The organism is Thermoactinomyces intermedius (assembly GCF_013912365.1).
In the GTDB taxonomy this organism is placed as follows: Bacteria; Bacillota; Bacilli; order Thermoactinomycetales; family Thermoactinomycetaceae; genus Thermoactinomyces; species Thermoactinomyces intermedius.
This window is the reverse complement of the sequence record NZ_JACETT010000007.1, coordinates 1-26,807: the sequence shown is the minus strand read 5'-3', so window position 1 is coordinate 26,807 and position 26,807 is coordinate 1. Positions and strand designations below refer to the sequence as shown.

28 protein-coding genes are annotated in these 26,807 nt (G+C 43.7%); 15 read left to right on the top strand and 13 right to left on the bottom strand.

The genetic code is table 11. From position 1 onward, the window contains the following. The first annotated feature begins 179 nt into the window (after window positions 1–179). The 3 genes from H1R82_RS02530 to H1R82_RS02520 are packed head-to-tail and all read left to right on the top strand — an operon-like array spanning window position 180 to window position 6,928. Window positions 180–1,313, top strand: coding sequence for a restriction endonuclease-related protein (locus H1R82_RS02530; protein ID WP_062843010.1), 1,134 nt, complete (start codon window positions 180–182; stop codon window positions 1,311–1,313). Beyond that, a complete protein-coding gene (locus H1R82_RS02525; protein ID WP_062843009.1) occupies window positions 1,306–4,569 on the top strand; it encodes a pPIWI_RE_Z domain-containing protein in 3,264 nt (1,087 codons plus the stop codon). Before H1R82_RS02530 ends, H1R82_RS02525 begins: the two co-directional genes overlap by 8 nt. Continuing rightward, the gene (locus tag H1R82_RS02520; RefSeq protein WP_181732142.1) at window positions 4,514–6,928 is read left to right on the top strand and encodes a pPIWI_RE module domain-containing protein; all 2,415 of its coding nucleotides are present in this window, start codon (window positions 4,514–4,516) and stop codon (window positions 6,926–6,928) included. Before H1R82_RS02525 ends, H1R82_RS02520 begins: the two co-directional genes overlap by 56 nt. A gap of 190 nt (window positions 6,929–7,118) precedes the next feature. Here H1R82_RS02520 and H1R82_RS02515 read toward each other — a convergent pair whose 3' ends face one another. The 4 genes from H1R82_RS02515 to H1R82_RS02500 all read right to left on the bottom strand — a co-directional run bounded on the left by H1R82_RS02515 (window position 7,119) and on the right by H1R82_RS02500 (window position 9,591). Beyond that, entirely contained in the window at window positions 7,119–8,033 is a 915-nt protein-coding gene (locus H1R82_RS02515) for a DMT family transporter (protein ID WP_181732141.1), read from the bottom strand. 70 nt (window positions 8,034–8,103) lie between these two features. Beyond that, a complete protein-coding gene (locus H1R82_RS02510; RefSeq protein ID WP_037994442.1) occupies window positions 8,104–8,286 on the bottom strand; it encodes a DUF896 domain-containing protein in 183 nt (60 codons plus the stop codon). Window positions 8,287–8,457: 171 nt separating this feature from the next. Further along, entirely contained in the window at window positions 8,458–9,357 is a 900-nt protein-coding gene (locus H1R82_RS02505) for a DMT family transporter (RefSeq protein ID WP_181732140.1), read from the bottom strand. 93 nt (window positions 9,358–9,450) lie between these two features. After that, window positions 9,451–9,591 carry a DUF896 domain-containing protein gene (locus tag H1R82_RS02500; RefSeq protein ID WP_198053702.1) on the bottom strand — a complete coding sequence of 47 codons (141 nt, stop codon included), beginning with the start codon at window positions 9,589–9,591 and terminating at the stop codon, window positions 9,451–9,453. Window positions 9,592–9,713: 122 nt separating this feature from the next. On the opposite strand from H1R82_RS02500, the gene H1R82_RS02495 reads away from it, so the two are divergent. The 3 genes from H1R82_RS02495 to H1R82_RS02485 are packed head-to-tail and all read left to right on the top strand — an operon-like array spanning window position 9,714 to window position 11,920. Continuing rightward, entirely contained in the window at window positions 9,714–10,370 is a 657-nt protein-coding gene (locus H1R82_RS02495) for a YneB family resolvase-like protein (RefSeq protein WP_062843005.1), read from the top strand. Window positions 10,371–10,372: 2 nt separating this feature from the next. Beyond that, window positions 10,373–11,443: a M42 family metallopeptidase gene (locus H1R82_RS02490; protein WP_181732139.1), complete on the top strand. Its 1,071-nt coding sequence runs from the start codon at window positions 10,373–10,375 to the stop codon at window positions 11,441–11,443. A gap of 12 nt (window positions 11,444–11,455) precedes the next feature. After that, window positions 11,456–11,920: a pyridoxamine 5'-phosphate oxidase family protein gene (locus tag H1R82_RS02485; protein ID WP_181732138.1), complete on the top strand. Its 465-nt coding sequence runs from the start codon at window positions 11,456–11,458 to the stop codon at window positions 11,918–11,920. A 24-nt stretch (window positions 11,921–11,944) separates the two neighbouring features. Here H1R82_RS02485 and H1R82_RS02480 read toward each other — a convergent pair whose 3' ends face one another. Further along, the gene (locus tag H1R82_RS02480; RefSeq protein WP_181732137.1) at window positions 11,945–12,457 is read right to left on the bottom strand and encodes a PadR family transcriptional regulator; all 513 of its coding nucleotides are present in this window, start codon (window positions 12,455–12,457) and stop codon (window positions 11,945–11,947) included. A gap of 96 nt (window positions 12,458–12,553) precedes the next feature. Between H1R82_RS02480 and H1R82_RS02475 the strand changes: the two genes are divergently transcribed. From H1R82_RS02475 to H1R82_RS02465, 3 genes are all read left to right on the top strand, one after another. After that, window positions 12,554–13,774, top strand: a complete 1,221-nt coding sequence (locus tag H1R82_RS02475) for a cytochrome P450 (protein WP_181732136.1) — start codon at window positions 12,554–12,556, stop codon at window positions 13,772–13,774. Between the two features lie 146 nt (window positions 13,775–13,920). Beyond that, window positions 13,921–14,127, top strand: coding sequence for a hypothetical protein (locus H1R82_RS02470; protein ID WP_181732135.1), 207 nt, complete (start codon window positions 13,921–13,923; stop codon window positions 14,125–14,127). A gap of 27 nt (window positions 14,128–14,154) precedes the next feature. Then, window positions 14,155–15,081: a S66 peptidase family protein gene (locus H1R82_RS02465; RefSeq protein ID WP_309544775.1), complete on the top strand. Its 927-nt coding sequence runs from the start codon at window positions 14,155–14,157 to the stop codon at window positions 15,079–15,081. Here the strand turns inward: H1R82_RS02465 and H1R82_RS02460 are convergent. Further along, window positions 15,053–15,823, bottom strand: a complete 771-nt coding sequence (locus H1R82_RS02460) for an arylamine N-acetyltransferase family protein (RefSeq protein ID WP_181732133.1) — start codon at window positions 15,821–15,823, stop codon at window positions 15,053–15,055. The genes H1R82_RS02465 and H1R82_RS02460 overlap by 29 nt on opposite strands. Before the next feature lie 99 nt (window positions 15,824–15,922). Between H1R82_RS02460 and H1R82_RS02455 the strand changes: the two genes are divergently transcribed. After that, window positions 15,923–16,918: an MDR family oxidoreductase gene (locus H1R82_RS02455; protein ID WP_181732132.1), complete on the top strand. Its 996-nt coding sequence runs from the start codon at window positions 15,923–15,925 to the stop codon at window positions 16,916–16,918. Window positions 16,919–17,018: 100 nt separating this feature from the next. Here the strand turns inward: H1R82_RS02455 and H1R82_RS02450 are convergent, their stop codons facing one another. Then, window positions 17,019–17,633 carry a PH domain-containing protein gene (locus H1R82_RS02450; protein ID WP_181732131.1) on the bottom strand — a complete coding sequence of 205 codons (615 nt, stop codon included), beginning with the start codon at window positions 17,631–17,633 and terminating at the stop codon, window positions 17,019–17,021. Between the two features lie 93 nt (window positions 17,634–17,726). Next, window positions 17,727–18,569, bottom strand: coding sequence for a serine hydrolase (locus H1R82_RS02445; RefSeq protein WP_181732130.1), 843 nt, complete (start codon window positions 18,567–18,569; stop codon window positions 17,727–17,729). Between the two features lie 237 nt (window positions 18,570–18,806). Between H1R82_RS02445 and H1R82_RS02440 the strand changes: the two genes are divergently transcribed. The 3 genes from H1R82_RS02440 to H1R82_RS02430 all read left to right on the top strand — a co-directional run bounded on the left by H1R82_RS02440 (window position 18,807) and on the right by H1R82_RS02430 (window position 20,903). Further along, entirely contained in the window at window positions 18,807–19,766 is a 960-nt protein-coding gene (locus tag H1R82_RS02440; protein WP_181732129.1) for a GAF domain-containing protein, read from the top strand. Beyond that, window positions 19,763–19,948, top strand: a complete 186-nt coding sequence (locus H1R82_RS02435) for a hypothetical protein (RefSeq protein WP_037994465.1) — start codon at window positions 19,763–19,765, stop codon at window positions 19,946–19,948. The genes H1R82_RS02440 and H1R82_RS02435 overlap by 4 nt, the downstream gene beginning before the upstream one ends. A gap of 163 nt (window positions 19,949–20,111) precedes the next feature. Next, window positions 20,112–20,903: a sulfite exporter TauE/SafE family protein gene (locus tag H1R82_RS02430; RefSeq protein ID WP_181732128.1), complete on the top strand. Its 792-nt coding sequence runs from the start codon at window positions 20,112–20,114 to the stop codon at window positions 20,901–20,903. A 642-nt stretch (window positions 20,904–21,545) separates the two neighbouring features. Here H1R82_RS02430 and H1R82_RS02425 read toward each other — a convergent pair. Both H1R82_RS02425 and H1R82_RS02420 read right to left on the bottom strand, forming a co-directional pair. Next, window positions 21,546–21,692 (bottom strand): hypothetical protein, encoded by a 147-nt coding sequence (locus H1R82_RS02425; protein WP_156097719.1) that lies wholly within the window; start codon window positions 21,690–21,692, stop codon window positions 21,546–21,548. A 267-nt stretch (window positions 21,693–21,959) separates the two neighbouring features. Then, window positions 21,960–22,286 carry a hypothetical protein gene (locus H1R82_RS02420; RefSeq protein WP_181732127.1) on the bottom strand — a complete coding sequence of 109 codons (327 nt, stop codon included), beginning with the start codon at window positions 22,284–22,286 and terminating at the stop codon, window positions 21,960–21,962. Between the two features lie 118 nt (window positions 22,287–22,404). Between H1R82_RS02420 and H1R82_RS02415 the strand changes: the two genes are divergently transcribed. Beyond that, window positions 22,405–22,578, top strand: coding sequence for a hypothetical protein (locus H1R82_RS02415; RefSeq protein WP_170151223.1), 174 nt, complete (start codon window positions 22,405–22,407; stop codon window positions 22,576–22,578). A 228-nt stretch (window positions 22,579–22,806) separates the two neighbouring features. On the opposite strand, the gene H1R82_RS02410 is transcribed toward H1R82_RS02415, so the two are convergent. The 3 genes from H1R82_RS02410 to H1R82_RS02400 form a co-directional block, all read right to left on the bottom strand. Beyond that, window positions 22,807–23,760: a Rieske 2Fe-2S domain-containing protein gene (locus H1R82_RS02410; protein ID WP_037995334.1), complete on the bottom strand. Its 954-nt coding sequence runs from the start codon at window positions 23,758–23,760 to the stop codon at window positions 22,807–22,809. A gap of 77 nt (window positions 23,761–23,837) precedes the next feature. After that, a complete protein-coding gene (locus H1R82_RS02405; RefSeq protein ID WP_181732126.1) occupies window positions 23,838–24,770 on the bottom strand; it encodes a cation diffusion facilitator family transporter in 933 nt (310 codons plus the stop codon). A gap of 152 nt (window positions 24,771–24,922) precedes the next feature. Further along, on the bottom strand, window positions 24,923–25,675 hold the full coding sequence (locus tag H1R82_RS02400; RefSeq protein WP_181732125.1) for an SDR family NAD(P)-dependent oxidoreductase: 753 nt from the start codon (window positions 25,673–25,675) through the stop codon (window positions 24,923–24,925). A 602-nt stretch (window positions 25,676–26,277) separates the two neighbouring features. Here H1R82_RS02400 and H1R82_RS02395 point away from each other — a divergent pair. Beyond that, window positions 26,278–26,634, top strand: coding sequence for a VOC family protein (locus H1R82_RS02395; protein ID WP_138614989.1), 357 nt, complete (start codon window positions 26,278–26,280; stop codon window positions 26,632–26,634). Window positions 26,635–26,807 lie beyond the last annotated feature (173 nt).

The following is a 26,807-nucleotide window of genomic DNA, read 5'->3' as shown; positions in this document are numbered from 1 at the left end:
TCTTACAACTCTGCATCTATATCATTTAGATGGATATTAATATAAAAATGGAAAGAATATTAAAAACAATATTTTAGCGAGATTTAAATTAGTCTTGAGAAATACTTGGTCACAACACACTAAAATAATTTATATATCTTGTTTTTTAATATTTTTAAATTGACGAAAGGATGTTTAGATTGAATAAATATATATCCCCAGATTTACTAAAAGAAGCTGAAGAAGTTTTAATTCACTTGGCAGCTGGAGTGATTTATCAAGAAGAAAAATTGAAACAACATACCTATAAACCAGTGACAGAACTTGAACCAAGTTTACAACGAGCTTGGGATCGACTAACTTTATTTTGTTACACACAAGAAGCAGATCCTCCAAAACATTTTCCTGAACTAATTGAGTGGTTACACTGTCCAGTTGAAAAATGGGAGGGGGTGGGTGATATCTTTAAGGAATTACAATTGTCAGGTTCCATTTTGTTTTATGGCTCACCCACTGAACTTTGTATAGAACTTGGGAAAGATTATGTTGGTTCGTCAGATCTTGAGCGTGAGATTCAAGATCGACCTATGAAAGAAATACTAAAGTATTGTTATGATAATTACCTAGTTGATGAATATAGCAAGGCGAGGAGATTTTTAGTTGAAAATCCGTTTTTGACCAGAGGTATTCCTGAAATTTTAGATTATTATAATTGGGACTCAAAAATTCAGTCCTTGTTAATTCAGTGCTATCAACCTATTCCGCCAATCTGTTTAAGATATGATAAACAACAGAAGTATATTGCATTATGCCCGCGTTGCGGATGGGCTTTGGAGTGGAAGAATAATCAATATGCACAATGCTACAGTGATTTATGTGGACGTATAATAAACATTCATGACGCAACATTTTTGGAATGTCCTCAAGAAGCAATGAGGACTATTCGTGGTATACAGTATTCAACAGTAGGTCCAGAAAAACCGCTTCTTAATTTATATAACTTATTAACAGAAAAACTAAAATTAAATGTTGAACTGTGGCCCGAGATAGATCTATTTGATCTATATATCGAATTCCCTGATGGGGAATTTTGGGCTGTTGATATGAAAGATATATTTAATCCACGAAATCTTGCGAGGATAGAAAATAGGAAAGAAAAGTCTTTTAGTACTGTGCTTTTATGGGAAAAGGCATTTTTTGTTTTTCCAACATATCGCCGGAAACCTGGTTATTTGGAAGTATTTAAGCAAACTTGGAAAGGACAAGAGAATTGTGATGCAATATTTGTTGATGATTTTATTAAACAAGTGAAAGAGAGGTTAAAACATGCGTAATTGGAAAGATTGGTTAACACCATTAAAAAATAAATTCAAAAAAATTAAGGACTTACCTTTTAGCAGAATAGAACTTGATCGTTTTTTGGAAGTGGAATTGTGTTTACGTTTACATGAAAAATTGATTCCTGATCATCATGTTTTAGATGTATATGCTTTATTATCAGGGTATCAACTTCCTAGTGTACCCAGTACTATTGAATCTAGAACAATGTGTTCAATTGCCCGCCGTCGTGTTAGATATCTACGAACTAAATCCTCATGGAGAGAGTGGTTAGAAAGGTATTGTGCATACCCAAAACATTTTAGAATGTATGATGTTAATTTAAAACAAGGGACGAGCAAGCGGATTTATGTTGCTTTTGTTCAAGATAGAGTAGTACATTATGATGAAGCATTGTGTTGCCCTGCTAGATGGAGAATTAATACAAAACATTGGGCTCAGGGTGGGGAAGAATATTACTTTACTGTTGAAGGAGAAACCGAACGAAGATATATACGATTTCCAGAAGCATTAGCAAGAAAGGTAAAAGACCATCCTAAAGTTCCTAAGGAGGTTACTTATCGAAGAAAACGATCACCTATTCAAATACATATGGATGAGTTGTTAAGTGTTGCAAAGGAATTACAAAAACAAGATCCAAAAGGTAATTGGATTTGGCGAGTTCAAAATCTTAGGTTTCACCTTGTTAAAAATGGACTTTTAATTAAAAACTCTAACCATTTTACCATTGACGGTCTATTTCACTTGGTAGGAATGGTTGGTGCAGGTAAATCAACACTGATTCACTTACTCACTTATTATCTGGTAAAGAAGAAAAAACTTCACATTACCTTGATGGTAGGGACTGTTTCGGAAGCAATTGATATGGCTGCGCAATTTACAAAACTTGGGATTTCAGCCGCGCCTGCTTTAGGAGTCAAACGCAATCAACACCGTGCAAAATATGGACAAGCGCATGTAAAAGACTTAAATCCTAAGCAATTTTTATATCAGTCGCTCAATAAGAGAGATACAGCGTATATCGCAGCCCGGTGGCTAACTGCATCTTGTGCGCTTAATGGGTTAGTAGAAAAGCCTATCCCTGTTGGTCAGGAACCATGTAACCGACTAATCAGAGATGGGAAAACTTATGACTGCCCGCTTCGCCCTATTTGTCCAGTTCATCAAGCAAATCATGATTTAGTAAATAGTCGAGTATGGATAGTAAATCCTGCTAGCTTTATATATTCTCAAGCTCCAGAAAATCTCAATCAATTAGATATGCGTTTTTTAGAAGCCATATACTATTACAGCGATTTGGTAATCATTGACGAAGCAGATCGTGTTCAAGTTTTATGGGACCGAATGTTTGCGCCAATAAATGATTTATTTGGTAAACCTGAGGCACTTTTAGATAAATTACAGATTAAATGGCATACACGTTTATCACAAACTTCTTGGAAAGACTTAATTGAGATAGGTTATCGTCAAGTAGGAGGAAACTTGTTGGAAGCAGCGCATCACGCAAGCCATTTAATGCATATGATCTTGAATAATCCCGATTTAGTAAAATGGATTAGCCAGCGTCCATTAACTAACTATATTATTATTCGAGATTTGGCAGAACAGTTTGCTAAGGATCCATATGGGAACAAAAATGAAGAAGTAGAAAAATTGCTTTTCGAAGCGTTCTCTGCATACTCCAGAAATGCTACTTCACTGCAACGAGGTGGTCGACTAGCAGAATTAGTTAATAACCCTCTTTATCTAAAAGAAGGTGTTATTCGTAATGAACTTTCACATTGGATTCAGCAGTTTCTTCCGTGGTCTTTAAAGGAGATCAAGAACAAAGATGCTTTACTGAGAAAATTAGAGTTTGGAGTTTTTTTAATCGTTATGGATGAAAAATGGGAAAATGTGTTACGAAACTGGGGGTGGATCACTAAAGAGGTAGGGGATGATGGCGATATTCCTCAAACCATTCCTACTGAGTATTCTGATCTAGTACCAGATTCACCAATTGGGTGGTTACTCGGGTATCAATATACTCAGAATGAGAAAGGTGGAGGGTTATTTAGATACATTCATTGCTTAGGGATTGGACGATGGATACTATATCATTTCCATGAAATCTTTGCGTTTATAGATGGCACCTATGGTCCACATGTATTTATTACTTCAGCTACAAGCTGGGCACCAGGATCTCCTCAATTTCACTTATCTAAGCAACCAGATGCGCTTTTAATACCTACTCATAAAGAATTAGAAGCACCTAAAATTTATTTTGAATACAAACCATTTTTTGAAAATGATAAACCTATCCGAGTATCTGGCTTTTATGGAAATCTTCGAACAGAACAAATAAAGAAATTAGCTTTACGGTTATCCATTAAACAAGGAGAAAAAGCTTCCTTCTTTCAAAGAGAATTAGATTATTGGGTAAAGCAGAATCCTGAGCAACCAAGGAAAATCTTATTAGTTGTCGGGAGTTATAAAGAAGCACGCATAATTACACATGTACTTAATGGAACTACTGAATGGAATCAACGAGTTTTATGTATGTTGCCGGATGATGATCCAGATTTGTCTTTAGACAGTATTAGCCTATCAAGAGGTGAAATTGAATCTTTTTCTTCTCGAGATGCAGATATTCTTGTTGCCCCTTTGTTGGCAATTCAGAGAGGATTTAATATATTGGATGATCACAAAGGTGCATTATTGGGATCTGCTTTTTTCCTAGTTCGTCCTTTTCCTGTTCCGGATGATATTAGTCAACATGTCATAGGAATTAATCAAAAAGCAATGCAATTAATCTTAGAAAATAAGGATCAAATTCCTTCTACATATGGAAAAGGTGCACAAGCTCTTATTAAATATCGACGTGATATGTATAAACATTGGTCTAAACGTCTAAGTTCCTTCAAGTCCAACGATAATGAATATATATATGAAGTAGCGTGGGATCAATTTGTTATCGTGTGGCAAACAGTTGGGCGATTAGTACGTGGCAATAGATCAGCACGTGTGTTTTTTGTGGATGGAGCATTTCACCAATCAAATAGTAACAGTACCTTATTTCAATGGTATAACATTTTAAATCAATATTTAGGAGATAATACACAAGCATCAGCCTTGGATATCCAGTTGGCAAAAACATTGTATGAGCCAGCATACCAGGGGCTTAAACAAATACTTTTTCAACTAGGAGGGGTAGAGGATGCAGAGTCGTTCAGTTTTAAAAGAACTTCAACCCATAGCTTGGGATATCAATGAGATCCCAAATTTTATTTCAAAGGTTTATTGTCCTAAACTTCCAGATCAATGGAAAGACATTATAAATCACTTAATACAAATAAATAGAGAAAAAGATTTTGTCCCCACCCGAAGTCTTCAAGCTGCTTTATTAGCAGGTGCACCCGAAATTATTGATTTCAATTATTATGCATTTAAAAACAACACTACATATTGGCTTATTTCTGATCAAAACTTCCATACAATTGATGTGAACAATCTTGTTAGTCTAATACGTCAATGGATCTACTTTGAATTTCCTGGTAAGCAAGCACACGCCTTTGCTCAAAGATTAAATACAAATGGGATAAAATGGGAGGCGGTTGACGTACGTACACTTCCTGAAAGTATGTTAAAAAGAATTTTACCACAGCTTATTGTTCGTGAACTTATACGAAGGGAATACCGCGATCCGCAAAATGGTCGTCTTTTTCAAATTGTGCCTCCGTTAAACACAAGACAAGCTGCTGAAATAGTAAGTTGGGAACCATCACGTATGCCGGAAAATCCTGATTTTTCAGCACACTCTTATAAATTAACTTTTAGTGTAGGACGAATGTTAGGAAAATCATCTCTCCAACTTTTTGTTGATCTCGGTTTAAGAAGATGGGTTGGAGAGCCATTACTAACTGATACAGTTAACCATTTACCTTGGAAAATTAACCAAAGCGTTTATCTGGCAAGACAATCAATTAGTTGGCTTAGTGATCTTCCCCAAGAAAGTACATTCATCCAACTACAGTTAAGAAAAGAATCCAAAGATTTTGTTCGATGGGAGAATCGAATTCCTGAATTTCTTAATCGAATTAACTCAGCTGATCAAAATAAAATTCCTGATATTAAAGAACTTTTAGTAAATCCCCAAAAATTCCAACCAGATGTTTTAATTGTTTATGATCAGAGGATGGGGATTAGCCATCCCGTTGGTTCTGGAGTTACAGCAAACGACAGAAAGGATTTCTTTGAGTCGCTAAATAATGCTCTATATTCGATTTTTAACTTTTCACCTTCGTCTAAATGGATACGTCAACGAACACTTCGTCAACAAAAACTGTTAACTGACTCAAAACAACCCATAAATCAAAAAGCAGTAATAGAGATTTGGTCAAACGATGCTGATCGTTGGGAAGAGTTAATTAAAGAAGAAATAAATGATGATCAGAACAAAGATAAGTTACAAATTGTCAAACGTGAACCTCACCCTATTACAAATTTACTTGATTTTGATCCAGAAGATCCAAATCAACAACTTAAAAATGCTATTCAATATCGTATTGATACAATAAGTAAACTGTTTGAAAAACCAAAAAACAGAACCGGTATTTTAATTGAAATGCCTAATTATAATAAAATGTTTGTCCGTACCAAGGACGCTAATCGTGATCCCAAAAGCTCTGTTCGATATGGTTTGGCGATAACTGGTAGACTCACGCAATTTATTACACCAGAATATGCGGAACCTAAGAGTTACGAAGAGCGGATAAAGATGGCAATTAATGATTTATTAAGAAGACAAATGCAATGGAAAAGAAACACTTTATATACCGGCTATAAAAAAACTTCGTTACCTAAACAATTAGACTTATTAGCTTTTTGGGTGATTAACAAGAGAAGAAAGAGAGGGAACTTGACAATTCCATTGGTTGGTTATGCACCGTCAAATGATACTCAGATTAAGGTTTGCTTACCTGGGGAGAATGGAAATGAATGGCAATATTATTCCGAAGCATTATTGAAAATAACACAGATTCAAACTAATTTTGATGGAGAAGGAATTCATGAATTCTTTAAACAAGCAATTGAAGAATTAGACATTAAAAATCCAGCACTTTTGCTATTGGATGAGAGAAACTTACGGAAATATTGGCCTAAGCTCAATAATGAAGAGTTAATATTTGATGATCAGAATTACAAAATCTATGATGATTTTCTTCACCATTCAGAGTTAAGAATTGTTAAGCTACGTTTTTCAGAAGAGAAACCTCTTTCGATCCCAATTGCAAGCCCTACCCGAGAAGTAAGTAAATATCAAGGATTGTTTGCTCCTGAAAATGGACCTGATAATGTATTTTATTCGTTTCAAGAAAAACCAGTTACTGCCGAAAAAATTAAAACAGGATTGAGACATAGAGATGCGATGCATAAACATTATTGGAATTCAGTAACTGCTGAAATTATATTGTTAAATCTTAAAAAGGGGGATAATCCTGCAGAATGGGCTTTTGTTGTGCATTCACTTCGAAAAAGTTCAGAACATATAGACTCAGCAACTCGATTGCCAGAGCCTTTATACTCTCTTAAATGTATGGAAGAATATGTTATTCCAGAAGAGTTATTATAAATATATTTAATCCTCCCTTGGAGATAGGAGTGTCTTCTGGTGCTGGTTTTAAAAAGTTTTATAAGCTTCCTGCATTCCCCTGAGATGATATTAAGAACAAACAAGTTCAGTGTCAATTAATATGTTAATATGAAAAGTCTCTCACAATAAAAAAAGGTCCTAACAGGACCCCTTATTTTAGCAGCTAAACTTATTCCCATTCTTCACGCAGCCGTTTTGGCTGTTTCTTTTTTGTTTTGTCCATGGATGAAAGTGCGACGCCGGCGATGATCAAGAAGGCACCCGGATAGAAGTTCCACGTGAGTTTCTCATTTAACAACCAGGCTCCGAGCAGGGTGCCGACAACAGGCTGGCAAAAGAAAAACAGGGACCCGACGGAGGCGTCGATATATTCAAATCCCTTGTTCCACAAATAAAAAGCCAGAGCAGTCGAAATGATTCCCAAATACAAGATGCCCAGCCATATTCCCCGGTCCGTCGGCCAGGTCCCCCCTTTGGCATGCCATTCCCACCAGCTGATGGGAAACGTAAAAATCACGCCAAACAGGTTGGACCAGAAGGTCACGGTCAGAGAAGAATATTTGAGCGTTTGCACCCGGCTCAATACGGTATAAAGCGCCCAAGTGACCGCGGCGCCGAACAAGATCAGATTGCCAGTGAAGGTGGAAGAGCCGGTTTCCGACGGATAACCGATGACAAGGATCACCCCGACGGTTGCGATGACCAGCGCTGCTCCTTTGCGAAAACCGGGTCTTTCGCGCAACAGTTTCCAGGCGAAAACGGATATAAGTGCCGGGGAAGCGGAAGTAATCAGCGATCCCAGGGAAGCCCCGGACAAATGCGTGCCGACGAATTGCAATCCGATGGAACCGGTATAGCCGATCAAACCGATCAAGGCCATCTGTTTCACATCGCGGCGTGCAATTTTCCATTCACGGGCCAAAAAAGCCCAAGCCCCTAATACACTCAAACCGATAACAAAACGCATCTCCAACAAAACCCAAGGAGGAACGGTATTTAAAACCACTTTGCTTACCACATACATTCCGCCCCAAATGGAAGCGGCGGCACTTAAGCAAAGGGGACCGGGCCACCATTTTTTCATCTTGCTTTCCTCCTTGCCAAAAGTCTCATGGTGGGAAGAGAATGCAATATAATGGAAAATAAATCCCTCATCAATGTTTGGGTTCATCCACAAAGCGCACCCGGGACAATTGCTGTTTCACTTGTCCCCGGATCGCTTTCAGGTAAATTTGATACAGCTTGGCTTGTTCCTTTTTTTCTTCCTCTGTCAAGCCCTGCGTTCTTTTTTTGCGAGCCAGTTCATTGATTCGCTGTATGAGTTGTTCATTGATCACTCCAATCACTCCTTCTTGTTCACTGTACCGAATTCAACGAGGTCTGGCAAGAATGCGAACGGGAAACCGGCCGGGAGGATATCCAATGTTCCGTGTCACTTCACGGCACTTAAATTCCATAAAAAAGAAGCACTTCGATTTGTAAGTGCTTCTTTTTGGACCACGGTGCTTTCACGGAGCCGTTTTGGTTGTTTCTTTTTTTGTTTTGTCCATGGATAAAAGCACGACACCGGTGATGATCAAAAATGCACCCGGGTAGAAGTTCCATGTGAGTTTCTCATTTAACAGCCAAACACCCAGCAACATGCCGACAACGGGCTGGAAAATAAAAACCGGGGATCCGACGGAAGTATCGATATATTCAAATCCCTTGTTCCACAAATAAAAAGCGAGAGCAACCGAAATGATTCCCAAATACAAGATGCCCAGCCATATTCCCCGGTCCGTCGGCCAGGCCACCCCTTTGGCATGCCATTCCCACCAGCTGATGGGAAACGTAAAAATCACGCCAAACAGGTTGGCCCAGAAGGTCACGGCGAGTGAAGAATACTTTAAAGCTAATCCCCGATGGAACACCGTATACATGGCCCAAGTGATCGCGGCACTAAATAAAAACAGATGACCCGCGAAAGAAGTGAAATTTTCGAACGGAAGTCCAATTACAATGAAGATACCGACGATCGTAATGGCCAGAGCGGTTCCTTGGCGCAAATTTGTTTTTTCACGCAGTGTTGACCATGTGAAAACGCTGATGAATGCAGGGAAAGCGGAAGTGATCAAGGCACCTGAGGCTGCGCCGGATAAATCAGTTCCAACGAATTGCATACCGATCGAATAAGTATAACCGATCAAACCGAGCAAGGCCATTTCTTTCACATCGCGGCGGGCGATTTTCCATTCACGGGCCAAAAAAGCCCATACCCCCACCACGCATAAACTGATGACAAAACACATCTCCGACAAAACCCAAGGAGGCATGGCGTACAGAACCATTTTGCTTACCACATACATTCCGCCCCAAATGGAAGCGGCGGCACTTAAGTAAATTGAACCAAGCCACCAATTTCTCATGTTTTCTTCCTCCTGCCAAAAAACTCTTGCCGGTTTGACTGCAGTTTCATTGTGGGAAGAGAGGATGTACAATATAATGGAAATCGAAACCATTCATCCATGATTGGGTTTATCCACGAAGCGCACCCGGGACAACTGCTGTTTCACTTGTCCCCGGATCACTTTCAGGTAAATCTGATACAGCTTGGCTTGTTCCTTTTTTCCTCTGTCAAACCCTGCGTTCTTTTTTTGCAAGCCAGTTCATTGATTTGCTGTATGAGTTGTTCATTGATCACCCCGATCACTCCTTCTTGTTCACTGTACTGAATTCAACGAAGTCTGGCAAGAATGGGAGAGGATGAGAAGAGAGATTTGCGATGAAAGCGATCATTTATGCGAGAGTCAGCACGCAAAAAGAAGAACAGGAAACCAGCCTTGAAAGGCAAGTGGAAGTTTTGACCGAATGGGCAAAAACATTAAAAATGGATGTGTGTCAGGTGATTAAGGAGCAACACAGCGGATTCGATTTAAACCGGCCGGGGTTGTATCAAATGTTTGAGACGATTAAAAAGGAGAAAGCAAACGCCATTTTGATCCAGGATGACACCCGCTTGGGACGGGGAGAGGCAAAATTGGCGATTATCCATCAACTGGACCGTTCCGGTTGCCGCATTTATTCCAAACAGCATCAAGGCGAGTTGGAATTGGAAGCCGGAGAATCCACCGTGCTTGCCATTATCGCCAAAGTCGAAGAACTGCAACGGAAAATGATGAACCAGAAGATCAGTTGGGGGATGAAACGCGCCATCCGGGAGAAAGGATACAATCCGGCGAAAAATCTTAAAAACCAGGGGATGGGAGGAAGGGAACGGAAAGAACTTCCGGTGGAACAAATCGTGGCATTGAAAGAAAAAAATCTGACATTCGAAGAAATCGCCGCAACGTTGAAAGGTTTTGGTTATCCGGTATCCCGTGCCACCGTTCACCGGCGATATCAAGAATGGAAAAATCAACAACAAAAGATGGAGGAGTAACGATGGCTGAAGTCAATTTGGGAATTTACAAAGAGTTGACACAAATCCCCGGCGCTTCCGGCTTTGAACATGAAGTGCGCCAGTGGATGCGTTCATACATAACCCCGTTGGCGGAAGAAGTCCTGACGGACCGGTTGGGAGGCATTTTCGGCGTCAAAAAAGGAAGCGCTCCGGATCCGAAAGTGTTGGTTGCCGGACACATGGATGAAGTCGGGTTTATGGTTACCAAAATCACTTCCAACGGATTTCTCAAATTTCAAACACTGGGCGGATGGTGGTCACAAGTCATGCTTTCGCAACGTGTGGAGATTGTGACCCGCACCGGCAAACGAATTCCCGGCGTCATCGGTTCCACCCCGCCGCATCTGCTCAGTTTGGAACAACGCCGCAAACCGATGGAAATCTCCCAGATGTTTATCGATATCGGAGCCGACAGCGATGAAGAGGCAAAGAGCTGGGGAGTCAGAGTCGGGGACTTTGCGGTGCCGCATTGTGACTTTGTGGAAATGGAAGGCGGAAAACGCCTGTTGAGCAAAGCTTGGGACAATCGCTTGGGCTGCGGATTGGCGGTGGAATTGTTGCAAGAATTGCAAAACGAGAAGCACCCCAACACCTTGTATGCGGGCGCCACGGTGCAAGAGGAAGTCGGCACCCGGGGAGCGGCCACGGCCGCCAAAATGATCGACCCCGATGTCTTTTTTGCCGTGGATGTCGGTCCTGCCGGTGACACTCCCGGAGTGAAAGACGGGTTTGGCGAAATCGGAAAAGGGGTCGTGATCCGGATTTATGACCGCTCGATGATTCCTCTGCCGGCCATGCGGGACTTCTTGCTGGACACCGCGGAATCCAATGATATTCCATATCAATTCTTTGTCTCGCAAGGAGGGACGGATGCCGGGCGTGTCCATCAAACCGGAATCGGAGTGCCGTCGGCCGCCATCGGGATTTGCGGACGCTACATTCATTCCAATGTAACCATTGTCGATAAAGAGGACATCGCGGCTGCCAAAGAATTTGCCATCAAACTGATCAAAAACCTTGACCGTTCCACTTACCAATCTTTGCTTGCCTGAGAAAGGGAAGGGATGATGAGTCAAACCGCCATTTCCGAAGAACTGTTTTGCTTTTTGGATGGAAACAGCTTAAAAGACAAAACACGGGAGGCCATGATGCTGCTTTCGGTCAGCGAAGACGGCTGGCCGCATGCCGCCATGGTCAGTGTGGGGGAAATGGTTGCTTTGAACCAAGAGGAGCTGAGAATCGCCCTCTGGCCAAAGACCCATACCGTCGCCAATTTAAAACGAACCAAACAAGCAACCTTGGTCGCCGTCCACAAAGGAAAAGTGCACTATGTCCGGCTGGCGATTAAACCGCTGCCCGCCTTGAAGGATGCCAAACACAACCGGGAGCGGTTTCAGGCCAAGGTGGTTTCCGTCAAAGAAGATACGGCCAAATATGCGAAAATCACTTCCGGCATCCGCTTTGCTTTATATGATCCGGAATCCGTGGTCCGGCGGTGGACCGAAACGGTATCTGAGTTGAAGAAATAGAAGACCCGCTCTCAGGGTCTTTTTTTATTGATCCATCTCTTGCGACAGGCTTTGAATCCATTTCAATTCGAGCTCCGTCTGGGCTTTTTGCAAATCAATGACTTTCAATACATAAGGGTTTTGCACATGATCTTGTTCAGCCTTCCGGTAGTATTCCAGCTTTTTTTGTAACACTTCCTGTCTGTTTCGCATAATTTCTTGTTGTATTTCCGGTTCCAACCGGTCAAATAATGCCACCCTGACTAAAAATTCGATTTGTCTTGCCGCCAGTTTACCCGGAAAATCACAGATCATTTCCAGAAAGATTTCCTCCCCGGTCTCGGTCAAACAGTAGACGTGGCGGTTTGGTTTTCCTTCTGACTGAATCACTTCCTTGGAAATGGCGCCCATCTCCACAAAGCGGCGCAACGCTGGATACAACAAGTTGTTGTTGATTTCAAATTCATCGCCGAGTGCGTTTTGAATGTTGCGTTTGATTTCATAACCATGTTTGGGGCCTGACATCAATTCCCCCAAAATCAATATTTCTGCATACATGGACATCACCTTGATTTGAAATTTTTGCGAATTGCTCCGGCGTCATATTATAAGTTAATTTATCATATGTTATTCTAACATAGGGAGGGATTTTCATTGAGTGATACCAACAACACCATCATCGTTCCTGAAATTTCCAAACTCAAAACCAAAGAAGAGCAGTGGGAGCCTTATGCATGGTACAAAGAAATGAGAGAAAACCATCCGGTATATTACGATGAAGAACAAGACGTATGGAATGTGTTTTTGTATGATCATGCCAAACGGGTCCTGTCCGATCATGAACTTTTCTCCAACGTAAAAACCAGAAGTTTGATCCCCACTCCCAGAACGGACAATCGGGCCAATGTCAATTTTTGTGACCCGCCGGAACATCGCAAAAGACGTGCGCTGTTGGCCAAAGCTTTTACCCCCCGCAGTCTGGAATCATGGGAACCGCGGATCCAAGCCATTGTCAATGACTTGATTGCCGAAATGGAAAAATACGAAACAGTGGATATCGTGGAAAAATTGGCCGTTCCGTTACCCGTCACCGTCATTGCCGACCTGCTGGGGGTTCCCAACAAAGACTGGCGTTTGATCAAACATTGGTCCGATATTTTGTTCCGTCCCTATGAAAAAGAACACTATGACGATATTGCCAAGAAAAAACAACAAGCTTTGAAAGAATTCCGTGAATACTTATATCCCATTGTGCAAGAAAAACGCAAAAACCCCGCTGATGACATCATTTCCGACCTGACCCGGGCTGAACTTCACGGGGAACGGTTAAACGACGAAGAAGTCGTTGATTCCAGCAGAGGGTTGCTTGGCGCCGGAAATGAAACCACAACCATGCTCATTGCTAATATATTTTATTGCATGTTGTTTGATCAACCGGGGGTTTATCAAGAGTTGCGCGAGGACATCTCGCTGGTTCCCGATCTGATTGAAGAAGTGTTGCGTTTTCGCTTCCCGGCTTCCAATGACCGACGGATCGTGAAAGACACCAATGTCTTCGGTCCTTTGATGAAGAAAGGGCAAATGATTATCGCATGGGCCGGATCCGCAAACCGGGATGAATCCCAATTTGCCAATGCGGAAACCTTTGACATCCATCGTCCCAACAACAAGCAACACCTCACGTTCGGAGCCGGACCGCATTTCTGCCTCGGGGCTCCGCTGGCCCGCATGGAAGCCAGAATTGCACTGACCACCTTTGTCAAAAGCTTTGCCGACATCCACCCGGTGGAAAACTTTAATTTGACGGATCATTTGATCGCTTCCGGTGTGGGGCAGTCGTTGAAAAGCTTGCCGATTCGATTGGAAAAAGCATGACAAACCTGTTCTGTTAAACTCATCTCCTGACAGAAAACACCTTGAGACGGACTCAAGGTGTTTTCTTTTTACCTGAGATTGCAAAGCACAAAAGCCATGATATGATAGGGGGGGATAGATAATGCTTTGGAAAAGGGGTTATGTCGATGTCGCAAAATATTTGGCTCTGGATTTTTGTCGGACTTTGCGTTTTGTTCTCATTGATCATCACGATCCGGTTAGGGGTCAACCAAAGTCCGGAACAAAACCAAGGTTATGTCAAACGCCGCAAAAAAATTGTTTGGCTGCTGCTTGCGATTTATGCCGCAGCCGTTTTGGTCTGGGGTGCCTTTGTGTTCCCTTTTTTATCCTGACGACAAGAGGTGTGGGATTTGGATTCGGTGATAAAACCTGAAGCTTTGCGGCCCGGAGATACCATCGGCCTGATTGCACCGGCCGGTCCGGTCCGTGAAAAAGAGTTGGAAAATTGCATCCGCATGTTGTCCGGCTTTGGTTATGCGGTGAAAACCGGGAGATCGGCCGGCAAGGCCTATGGATACCTGGCCGGGAAAGATTCATACCGGACAGAGGATTTGGAATCAATGTTTCTCGATCCGGAAGTGAAAGCCGTTTTTTGTTTGAGAGGCGGATATGGAAGTTTGCGCATCATCGACCGGATTGATTATGAAGTGATTCGCCGCCATCCGAAAATTTTTGTCGGGTACAGCGATATCACGGCGCTTCACATTGCCATCCGGCAAATCTGCGGCCTGGTCACTTTTCACGGCCCGATGGGTGCGGAATTGTCCGGCGAACGGTACAATGAAGAAAGTTGGAACGTATTGTTTTCCGTCTTATCCGGCCGGGATGTGGAGGGTTACCCCCCGAATGAACACTTCTTTTCCATTGTTCCCGGCGTGGCGGAAGGGGAACTGACCGGCGGCAATCTGAGTTTGTTGCGTTCGGCCGTGGGAACCCCTTATGAAGTGGACACCCGGGACAAAATTTTGCTTCTGGAAGATGTGAATGAAGAAGTGTATGCCATCGACGGCATGCTGAATCAGTTGCGGCTGGCCGGTAAGTTTGAACATGTGCGGGGAGTGATTCTCTCTGATTTCCGGCTCGCCGAACCCGGTCGCGACAAGCCTTCCATCCCTTTTCGGGAAATGATTGAAACATTTTTCACCCCGCTCGGAATTCCTTGCTTTTACGGCTTTTCCGCCGGACATTGCCGGCCTAATTTCACGTTGCCGATCGGCGGAAAAGTGAGGATGGATTCCGCGCGGGGAAGGGTTCAAATCACTGAGCCTCCGGTGATTCCCACCTGATTTGGAATATTTCCCGGATCAAAGCGGGCAGTTCGTTTTCGCTCACTTCTCTCTTTTCTTTTCCGGACGGGGTCACTTGAACCAGCTTTCGGCCGATCAACGAGACTCTGCCGTCCGGCGTCATTTTGGAAATATAAATGGAACGGTTAAAAGGAGAGCGGGGAGAAGTTTCGATCAAACGGCAAGCTTCATGAAAATCCTGAAATGTTTTTGCATCCCCTGCAAACCGGTATAAGACCTGCCAACTTTCAGTCCCGGGCTCTTTTTTCTCCAGAACGTAGTGGTCCGGGTTGGAGCGGATCCGGTATCGTCCGGCAATATCTTGCACAACTTCTCCGGATAATGGAACCGGCCGGCGCGGGGCGTTTCCGCCAAAACCCACATCAACCAGATATTTTTCCCGGTTCAGACAAACAAGATTGGTCAGATGGGTTCCTTCCAATCCCCATTCTCCACGGGATGATTCATATACCGTTCCTGCAACCATTTGCACGTCAAACCCCAATTCATTTAAGAGCCAATGAAACAAGCCGTTTAATTCAAAGCAAACGCCTCCGCGTTTTTTCACGATGATCTTTTGAAAGAGGGATTTTGGATCCAATTGAATGGACCGTCCGGAGAGAATATCCAGGTTTTCAAAGTGAATGTGTTGTTGGTGTTTTTGCATTAACCCGGTGAGACCGGACAGATGGACCGGAACCGGAGGCTGGACACCGATCCGCGCAAGGTATTGAGGGATCATTCTGATTTCTCCTTTCCCATTACATCGGGTACTTCTTATTGTATCGGAAAGGAATTATGCAGAAAATAGAGAAGTATTTGCTTGAAGGAGGTTGTCGCTGTGCAAGATCGTGAATTTACCGCATTGGTTGTGGACCGGAAGCAAGATCAATATTCCCATTCTTTTCAAATGCTGAAGATCAAAGACTTGCCGGAAGAAGATGTTCTGATTCGCGTTCAGTATTCCAGCTTGAATTACAAAGACGGCATGGCCGTTTTAAATCGCGGGAAAATCGTCCGCCAATTCCCCATGGTTCCCGGCATTGATTTGGCCGGCACGGTGGTCGAATCCAAAAACAGTGCATTTCAACCCGGCGATAAGGTGATTTTAACCGGATGGGGAACCGGAGAAACACACTGGGGAGGATATGCCGAATACGCAACCGCGAAACCCGAATGGCTGGTTCCGCTCCCGTCCGGCCTTCAATTGAAACATGCCATGAGTCTGGGGACCGCAGGGCTTACGGCCATGTTGGCCGTGTCGGCTTTAGAGCGGCATGGAATCAACCGGAAAAAACCAATTTTGGTCACCGGTGCATCCGGAGGGGTCGGAAGCTTGGCCGTAGCCATTTTGTCCCGTCTGGGATATACGGTTGCCGCATCCACCGGAAGCCCGGACAACCATGAATTTTTAAAATCCCTGGGCGCAAGCGAAATCATTGACAGGAAAGAACTTTCCGAAGCGCCCCGTCCGCTTGAATCCCAACGGTGGGGAGGCGCGGTGGACGTGGTGGGCGGTGACACGTTGGCTCATGTGTTGAGTGAAATGAGCTATTACGGAACTGTGGCCGCTTGCGGCTTAGCCGGAAACCATTCACTTCACACCACGGTTTATCCATTTATTTTACGCGGGATCAAATTGGTCGGCATCGACTCCAACACCTGCCCGGCGGATGAAAGAACCCAAGCGTGGAACCGTCTGTCGGAACTTTTGCCGGCAGAACTTTTGGACCAACTCACCGAAGTTCACGGCCTTCGCGATGTTCCGGCTTTAAGCGAAAAGATTTTAAGCGGCGACGTCAAAGGGCGGATCGTGATCGATGTTCAGCAAACGTGAGTGCTTCTTACAACGGTGATTTTTTGCTTTTTTGCGGTGTGCTCGCAAAAAAAGTCCTCTTTGGATCGGTCAAGAGGACTTTTTTTGATATGCCTGTTCATCAGCGGTTGATATAACGCTCAAACACAAACCCGTAATCTTTGACATGATACTGATTTCTCGCTTCAACAAGCCAGGAGAATGCCGCCTGATTTAACTCTTTGAATTGCTCGACCGGATTGTGTTCGGTGGTCCGTAGCTGGCTTAAAGTGGACGAAGCCAGATTGAGACTCCGGTTGGCGTATTCCAGGATAATTTCGTTATCACGGGAGATTTCAGCGATTTTCAACAACGCTTTGTATAAGTCTTTCAACTCATCCAAATGTTTTTTATGGACATCAATGGACAACACTCTGGATCCGATTTTAAATTTGAGTTCGATGTCCAAATCGACGGTTCCGGCTGTTTCGAGCATCACTTCCGAAATTTTGTGTGTACTGTAATCATAGCGGTAAAGAGAACGTTTTTTGCTTGTTGCGCTGGTTCCGTCCAGATGAATCAACGCTTTGTTCGTGAAACAATACTCATCGGTTTTGGATTTGATTAAAAAGTAAATTTTCTCATCATCTTCGTGCATCACAAAATCGTCCGAATCGACTTTGTCATAATCTTCCGGTTTGATCACGGATCCGATATCACTCAATCCGAGCACATCCGAAGCCACTTTTCCGAACATTTGAATCAACCTTTCTATATGTTTTGTTGACGGTTGGATATTCCGTTCCATTCGTATGGTACCATAAATGGAATAAAACGGTTGATAAAATCATCAGGTTCGTGTTTTTTCATCGGGAGGGGCGAAGGCATCGTAAACCCATTTGCCGATTTGGTTGATTTCCCGTTGCGCTTGAAGATGATCCAGTCCGCTGCTTAATACCACCAGGATCAAGGAATGGGAACCGATGTATAAAATTCCCCCGTCGTGAAGCGTCTGGCTGACCCACCCGGTTTTGTGCGCCATTTCCCATCGTGGCAGACTGCCGATGATTTCGGATTCGGAGGGAGGGAACCATCCAGGCAGGCAATTCCGCCATTGTTGTTTTTTTAATATTTCGATCATCTTTTGGCTGGCATCACGGGAAACGGCTTGACCGGTTGCCAGCAGCCGGAAACAACGGGCCATGTCTTTGGCGGTGATTTGATTGCTTTTGTTTGAGCCGGCCGGAACGATATGGAGGCGGTTGATGAAAACCGTATCGTTCATTTCCAGGTCAAGGATCGTTTCTTGGACATAATCTTTTCCCAACCGGTCAATCAAAAGGTTGGTTGCTGTATTGTCGCTTTGGATAATCATCAAGGTGACCAAATCCTGAATGGAAAACTCCGTTCCGTACGAAAGATGCTGCAAAACCCCTGAGCCGCCGACTTTATCTTCACGCCTTAACCTGATCCGGTCGCTCAAGCAGAGTTTTCCTTGCGCATGAGCCCGGTAAACTGCCACCATCACCGGCACTTTGATCATGCTGGCCGCCACAAAAGGTTGCTTTTCATTCCAAATCCATTTTTCTCCGGTATGAAGATCTTCCATCCAGATCCCCCAACCCCCCGAAGCCTTTTTCTTCCAGGCATCCAATGAACCGGTCAACGTTTGAAACGGTGATTGTCCGCTCATGCAGTCATCCTCCTGATCATTTGACGTCAAGAATATTCTAATGCAATCCCGGGGGCATTTCTATTTATTCATAAAAATATAACTTTTTTCCTTGTTTTAAAATATTAATATCTGATTGTCGTTTTGTTGTATAATGGAATCAATAACAGAAACTTCATATCATTCGGGATCTAAAAACTCAAACAATCCATCCAGACATTGCAAAAGACTGATTTTTATAAAACAGGGAGCGGAACAATGACGGAAGATCTTATCGAGTTATTGGAGATGTTAAATAAAAATTCAGGATGGTTTTTTGACTTTTTAGTGATTATTATTGCTGTCGGTCTGACAGCCACCTTGGTGATCCATATTTATCGTTATGCCACCGGGAAAAATGATTGGTTGGGCCGCAGTTTGGACGAAGGGGATCAAAGCAGCCAAATGGCCATGATCCAACTGGACACTTGCCGAAACGAGAAAGAAGAGCTGGAAAAGAAAGTGCTGCTTCTGGAACAGGACCGGCAAGAATTGATGGATTTGCTAAAAGAAAAAGACCAGCAGATTGATCAGCAGAAAAACCAATTGGCCAAAGCGGAAGATGAGATTGAGATTTTAAAAAGTTTATATGAAGAATTGGACAGCAAATACAATGATGAAACCTACACCATGTCTCAAATTATGTATACCATTGAGGAAGTGGCCGCAGCCATCGCCGATCAAAACCGCTTCCAGCAAAACCGCGATGAAATCTTCATGAATTTGCTGGACTATCTGGTGAACACACTGAAGAATTTCCGAAAAAAACAACCCCGGGTCATCATTCACGTCAAACATCCTGAAAAAAATGATGTACTTGTGCATTTCGCCCATTCCAGCGGACACTCTCACCGCGTAAAAATATATGAACCCCCGATCCACGGCAGTGCAGCGGGTCGCGCATGGAGAACAAAGGAAATTTATTATGTGCCTGATGTCGAGTCTCCGGATTATGAATATGACCAAAAAAAGAATTCACGTAAGGTATACCGCACCATATTATGTGTGCCGATCAAAGCCGGAATGATGGAACCCACCCGGATAGGGGTTCTGACCATTACCGGAGCGCCGGTCGATGCCTATGAAGATATCGAAATTGAACGGGCTGCATTGTTTGCCAGTTTGCTATTTCCACTGGTCTACACCGATCTTAAACACCGAGGTGGGAATCATCCATGATGCAAGGACGCAAACCATCGTATGAAGAAAGAAAAAAACTGAACCGAATGTACCGCGAAGGATTGTTAAGCAGGGAAGAATTGATGGAGAAAATGAAAAACGGACTGTTTGACCACGAGCGGTTAAAAGTGAAGCGGAAGTTCGTCAAACTGTTCAAGTCAAACCCTTCGAAAAGAACATGATTTTTTCATGTTCTTTTTTGTTTTTCACCGGCAAAAGGGAGGAGGAGGCTTTTTTGACGCTGTTGACGAAGGCGTTTGAAAGCACTATGCTACAGAAGGGAATTCAGGATTCTCCGGATTGATTCGGAGGCCCTGAAAATGAAACAGAAAGAAGTGTACGGCAATGGATGTCAGTTTCATGGTGCTGATTTTTCTGCTTGGTGCCATCGGATCTTTTCTCTCCGGAATGTTGGGGATCGGCGGAGCGATCGTTCAATATCCGGTGTTGTTGTATCTTCCGCCTTTGTTTGGATTCCCTGCATTTTCCGCTCATGACGTTACAGGGATGGTTGCGGTTCAAGTGTTTTTCACGTCCATGGCGGGACTCGTTGTTCACGGGAAAGGGGGATCCTTCAATCAATCGCTGGCCGTTTATATGGGAACGGCCGTATTGGCCGGGAGTTTTCTCGGTGGATATGGTTCCAAATGGCTGAGTGAAACATGGATTCATTTCATCTACGCCATCTTGGCTACCTTGGCGGTATGGATGATGTTTCACTCCGAAAAAGAGACAAAGGAAACCGCGGCTCGTCCAATCGTTTCTCATCCCGCGACGGTGATGGGGATTGCGTTGGTTGTCGGGGTTTTTTCCGGTATCATCGGTTCGTCCGGTTCGTTTATTCTGGTGCCGGTCCTGTTGTTTGTTTTTAAAATTCCCACCCGTACGGCCATTGCCACGTCCCTTGCGATCGCCTTTGTATCTTCTGCAGGATCGGTGGCGGCCAAATTGGTTTCGGATCAAATCTTGCTGCTTCCTTCCATGATTCTGGCAATTTCCGGACTGATCGCCTCGCCGGCGGGAGCGATGGTCAGCAAGAAAACAAATCCCCGTACATTGCGGGTCGGCTTGACCCTTGTCATCGCCATCACATTTTTGAAAATCTGGTATGATTATCTCGCAATCTATATCGGATAACCCGGCGGTTCAAATGTTCATAAAGAGAACCGCCGGGCAAATTCAAATTCATTTTTTACGCGCAGGGGGGAGGGAGCAGCTTTGTGTTTCACGACCGAAGCAGCCGGGTCTGCGCACAATGTTCAGTAAATACAGAAAAATCGTTTTTAATAATAAAAGAAATAATTCCGTGTTTTTTATTCAATTTCCAATGCGAATGTTTCGATGCGCCATTAAACATTTTTTATTTCTCAAAACTATAGTTAACTTTTCTTAATGAGATAACATCCAAGGGGGGGAATGCCATTTTTTGAGAAATCGGTGTCTGCTTTTTCCCTCATCAACTGACAACGTTACAAAATATAGATTTTGTAACCGTATATAACGGTTTTTTAGAGGAGGAATCCACTGGTTATTTCCAATAGAACCATTCATCCCCAGTCGTTTAGGCTGTCTGTTTTACATTTATTTCCGATTAAAGATCCATTCTGATGATCGGATTGGATTTGTAAAAATAAATTTCTTTAAATCCATACAAAAAACGCCCGAGACACCATATACAGGTTTCCCGGGCGCTTGGATTTTTACCGGCTGTTTATTTCCGATATCTGTCATTCTTAAAACCCTGCCAGATATCATATGTATCAATGGATCTGCGGAAGTTCAGGATTCAAAGATAATGATGGGCAATACAATAAAGATCCCGACGACAACCACCGAAAAAACCAGGATGCTTAAGATCATGACGATGATTTTCCAAAAGCTCATGTCATACGCCCATTCATTCATCCGGTCCAAGGTTCTTTTCAAGGGTTTCTTCCAATGAAGGATGCAAAAGGTTGCAACAAAAAATAATACAGGGAAATAAACGACCATCCATTGAGGAAATTCTTCGTCGTCATAATTTTTTCTTATCAATATGATACCAAGCAAAATTAAAGCGTATAATGCAGAGTATAATAAATTTTTACCGACTTTCACCGCATCTCCCTCCTGCAATGTTTTGATAACATGGGAATATGTCTATTTCATAATACATGGAACACATGATTTTTCAACAACCACCGGATATGGATATCATTGATTTGCAACTTCGGGCTCAAAAACAGCGAGCGGAACCCCGATCAACAAGATGATGGCAATCACCCAGAAAAGAACCATGCCTGCAATGATCATGATACATTTCCAAAAACCCGCTTGCGCCTGCTCTTTCAACCGGTCGATGAATCTTTTCAACGGTTGTTGCCAATGATTGAAGCTAAAGGTCATGACAAACAGGAGTACGGGAAAATAAATCAGCATCCACAGGCGAACATCCGCCCCGTAAAACCGTTGAAGCAAAAAATAAACCAGCGTGAAAAGCGCGAAACATCCTGACATGACAAGATTCGGGCCAACCCCCATGGTCATTTTCCTCCCGGCGTTTTTTTGATAACATGGGAACATGTCTGTTTCATGTTACATTTCACAATCGTTTTTCAACAGATGCCAAAGGTACTAATTTTTATGGCGAGGTGAAACAATGGATAAAGAATATCAAGTGCAACTTTCCGTGCAAGATCTCAAGCAGGCAGCCAAAATCATGCGCCGGGCTGCAGACCGGATCGAATCCATCAACCAGACGGAGTCTTTTACACTGCAAACGTTGATTTCCGATATCGAAGAGTTGACCGACCGGTTGGATAACAAAGGATGAAAAAGAAAATAATGGGAATGAGCAAAAAAATAAAGGCCTTCACATTCCGTTTGTAAGGCCCCTCTTTTTTTATTCACGACCCATATGTCCAAAAGAACCTAACGCCTCTTAAAACCACGCCAGATTCGCTCTGAGGCGATTTTGGATTTTTCAGGAATGTACGTTCGCTTTCTGTGGCCGATTTTATGCCGGTTTCCCCCTTGCTCTCCCCTCCTGCCACCTTTTATCTCAATATTCAAAATGATTCGCGATGGAAGACAGCTTTGGCTCGTTGCCGGTCAAAAAAGAATACCACCGGTTTCTGAACCGGACTTGGGGTCCGTCTGCCGCAACATGCGCTTCCAAACGAAGGGATTCCGGTATGGGCCGCGGATGCTGACTTTCCACGATTTCCTGATCCTCTTTCAGTACCTTGAGGCTGAATTTGGACAAGATTTTGTCCATCAAGAACGATTTGGCAAAATTTCGGCCGATATATCCCCGGATGTCCGTGGAATGAGAATCAACCGGCGTAAACGTCACGAAATTAATCAACCGGTGTTTTCCGCGGGATCGGGGGCGTAATATCCATTGTTGCGGAAACCGGTACTCCAATTCGGTTTGATTATTTTCAATGCGGATCCGATCCCCTTCCGCATGAAATTGAATTTTTACATCCGGCGAAGACTTTCTCCCGATCGTCCGGCGGTGAACAACCGGAAGATGGGCCACATCCAAGACGCTTTCCACCACCCGGGTAAAATGGGCTTTCCATGTGGATTGAAAAGGAACAAGCCGGAGGTCCGGATCCTCCAGTTCCGGAAACAACGTCAGCTCATCGTGGGCGTGATCGGAAGGATAAACCCAGATCAGCCCGGCCTTCTCCATCACCCGGTATGCCGTGGCATGGGCAAATTCAGGAATCCTTGCTCCGGGCTGGGATGGAATATCCGTACATCTTCCGTCTCCTTGAAACAACCAACCATGAAAAGGGCACCGGACTCCACCGTCTGCACAAAATCCCAGCGAAAGGTCGGCTCCCCGATGGGGGCAATAGGCATGAATGGCATGCGGGGTGTTGTCTTCTCCCCGGAATAACACAATATCCCGGCCGGCGATCCGTTTTTTGAGGGGCTCCTTTTTCAGCTCCGACGACCATGCAACGGCATACCACCGGGCGGGAAACACCGAGTCTTCCGACATGAAATAACCTCCTTGAGATGATTGTTGTCAAGACTTTGTATATGTGGATTCCCGGTATTTAGACCTCGAAGTTTTCCTCAATGGACGGCCAAAAAACGTTTTCCGTACTCCCCGTGATCATGAACGGCAGGATGTTCGATCTGGACGGTGGAGTGGACAATTCCGTATTTTTGAGAGAGAGTATCATTGATGTCCTTGATCACAAGAAACGGTTCTGCCGCTTCATCAATAAACACATGAGCCGTCAGCGAATAATGGTCCGTGGAAACCGCCCACAGATGCAGTTCGTGCACATCCCGAACCCCTTCCACTCTGCTGATGTCTTGGCGGACCGATTCCAGATCAAACTTTTCCGGCACGGCTTCCATCAGAATGAAATAAGATTCGTAAAGGATTTTGGAACCACCGTAAAAAATGATTCCTCCGATCACCATACTGATCAGCGGATCAAAAATCAAAAACCCGGTCACGGAGATCAGGATGAAGGAAACAATGATCCCCACGGAGCTCAGCAAATCCCCAATAAAATGCCAGAGAGCACTTTGGATGTTCAGATTTTCTTCTTCTTTGGAACTGCGGCTTAAAATCACCGTCAACACAATATTGACCATCAACCCGATCACCGCGATCGTCAACATCAAAGGCTTATCGATTTCCCGGGGTTCAATGAGCCGGCGGATGCCTTCAATAAAAATCCCGATTGCAATCACAACCAGAGCCAACCCGTTTAAGAAGGACGCAATGATTTCAAACCGGAGAAAACCAAACGTATATTTTCCGTCCGGATTTCGTGTGGCCATGTAACTGGCCGTCAAACTCAGGCCCAATGCAAACACATCGGAAATCATATGGGCGGAATCAGACAACAAAGCCAGCGAATTGGACAGCAGTCCGCCTGCCACCTCAACCGCTGTGAAAAAAACGGTTAACGCCAGGGTGATCCACAAGGTTTTTCGGGAGGTGTGCTGTTCTTTTACATGGTTGAGATGGTGGTAATCATAAACTTTCATTTTCATCCCCCTAAATTATAATAATTATTAAAAAGGAATCATTCTAATGATATACTTCTTTGCCGCAATGATCAACCTCCAATTGCAAAAAAAGCCGGTGATTTACCGGCTTTTTTTAAAACTCTGAGACCATGTCCTTTATCCGTCTGTCATCAATCCATGTCATTTCCTCCGTTGACCGGAAGATAAGCGCCGTTCATAAACGAATTCCAATCAGCCACCAAACTCAAAACAGCCCCGGCCACATCCTCCGGTTCGGCCAGGCGTCGCAAAGGCGTGACATTCCGGATGGATTCATGCATTTCTTTCGGTTGGTCTTTTGTCGCATCAGTCAACACCAAACCGGGGGCAATCACGTTGGTCCGGATATTTTTGGGCCCCAATTCCAGTGCCAGGTATTTTGCAAACGACACGATGGCTGCTTTGGCTGTCCCGTGAGCAACAAATCCTGGCGCGGGCGTCCGGGATAACCCGCTGGAAATCAAGACGATTTTTCCTCCTCCCTGTTTTTCCATATACGGAACCACTTCTTGGCAAAGATGGAAAGCAGAACGCATCTCGTCGTTCAACTTGACGGAAAACTCCTCCCAGCTCATCTCCAAAAACGGCTTGACTGCAAAGGCAATGTTGGCATTGTTGATGAGAATATCCACTTTTCCGAATGCCTGAACGGCCCGGTCCACCAACTTTTTCACATCTTCTTCCTTCCGGACGTCCGCTTGCACCACAATGCCTTTTCTTCCGACGTTCTCCACTTTTTCAAGCACCTGCAAAGCCTCTTTTTCAGAATGATGATAATTAATGACAACATCGGCTCCGGCTTTGGCGAATAACACGGCCGTGGCGGCACCGATGCCCCGGCTGCTTCCGGTGATCACGGCCACCTTGTCGTTGAGTGGTTTCATTCTTTTCCCTCCTGCTTCTTTGATCGTAGTACTGTCAGCATAAATCATTTACGCCAATTTTTCATCTAATTATGCTTGTCTGGATTCACTTAATTCATGGGCCTTTTTAATTTTCGGGCAATAATAAACGATGAATCTTCTTGACATACTTACAAATAAAAGCGTATGATCAAACCGAACTGTTCAGTTTGATTTCAACTGAAAATTTGGATTCGTTTGAAAATAATTCGTTGAATCATCGTGACGAACTGCACCAAGCATTAAATAACTTTGCGTATCACTATATCTCCAGTCTTATGTAATCCAATCACCTTGCATTGATGCCAATTTTCGTTGCCGAGTCTCCTCGGTTTCCACAGCCTAGAAGCCTTTTTTGTTCAACCTTGCCGGAGAAGGTCATGAAGAGCATTTCGCTATTTTAGAGCAAGCGAAAAAAAGGATTGGTAAACATTGTTGATTTCAACGCAGCCGTACGCATGTTTGTCGGACCATTGTTTACTTATATCCTGCTTGGCGGATTTTCATTGTTACTGACCGTTCACCCCAACAACCTGATATCAAAGACCTTAAAGCGATTGTAAATTTGTAGAGGAGGAGATTCGATGAATCTCAACCATCTGAATCTGACGGTTACTGACGTTCGAGCCACTGAAGAATTCTTGAAGAAATATTTCGATCTGAAAACTGTGTCTACCCGTGGCAACTCGTTTACTCTGTTAACTGACGATCAAGGGATGTTACTGTCCTTAATGAAAGGAAAGCAAGTTGAATATCCCAAAACATTTCACATCGGATTTGTGCAGGAAAGCGATGAGCAGGTGAATAAGATCTATAAACGAATGAAAGAAGACGGCATCGATGTAGATCCTCCACAGAACGCACATGGTTGGACTTTTTTTGTTAAAACACCGGGTGGATTTACTGTTGAGGTTCTATCCCGTGAGAGATCAAAAAAATAATTCGTTCTGAAATTAAGGCTCGGATGCAGACGGAGGAGGTTTTGACGCTAATGTGGCAGACCTTCGCAGGCGATTCCATAATGTGTACCAGAACTGCAAACTCTGTCCCCCGGATAATAACAGCTGCCCCGCGCAAAGGGCAGCTTTTTTCATTCTTGAGACTCCACACGGCT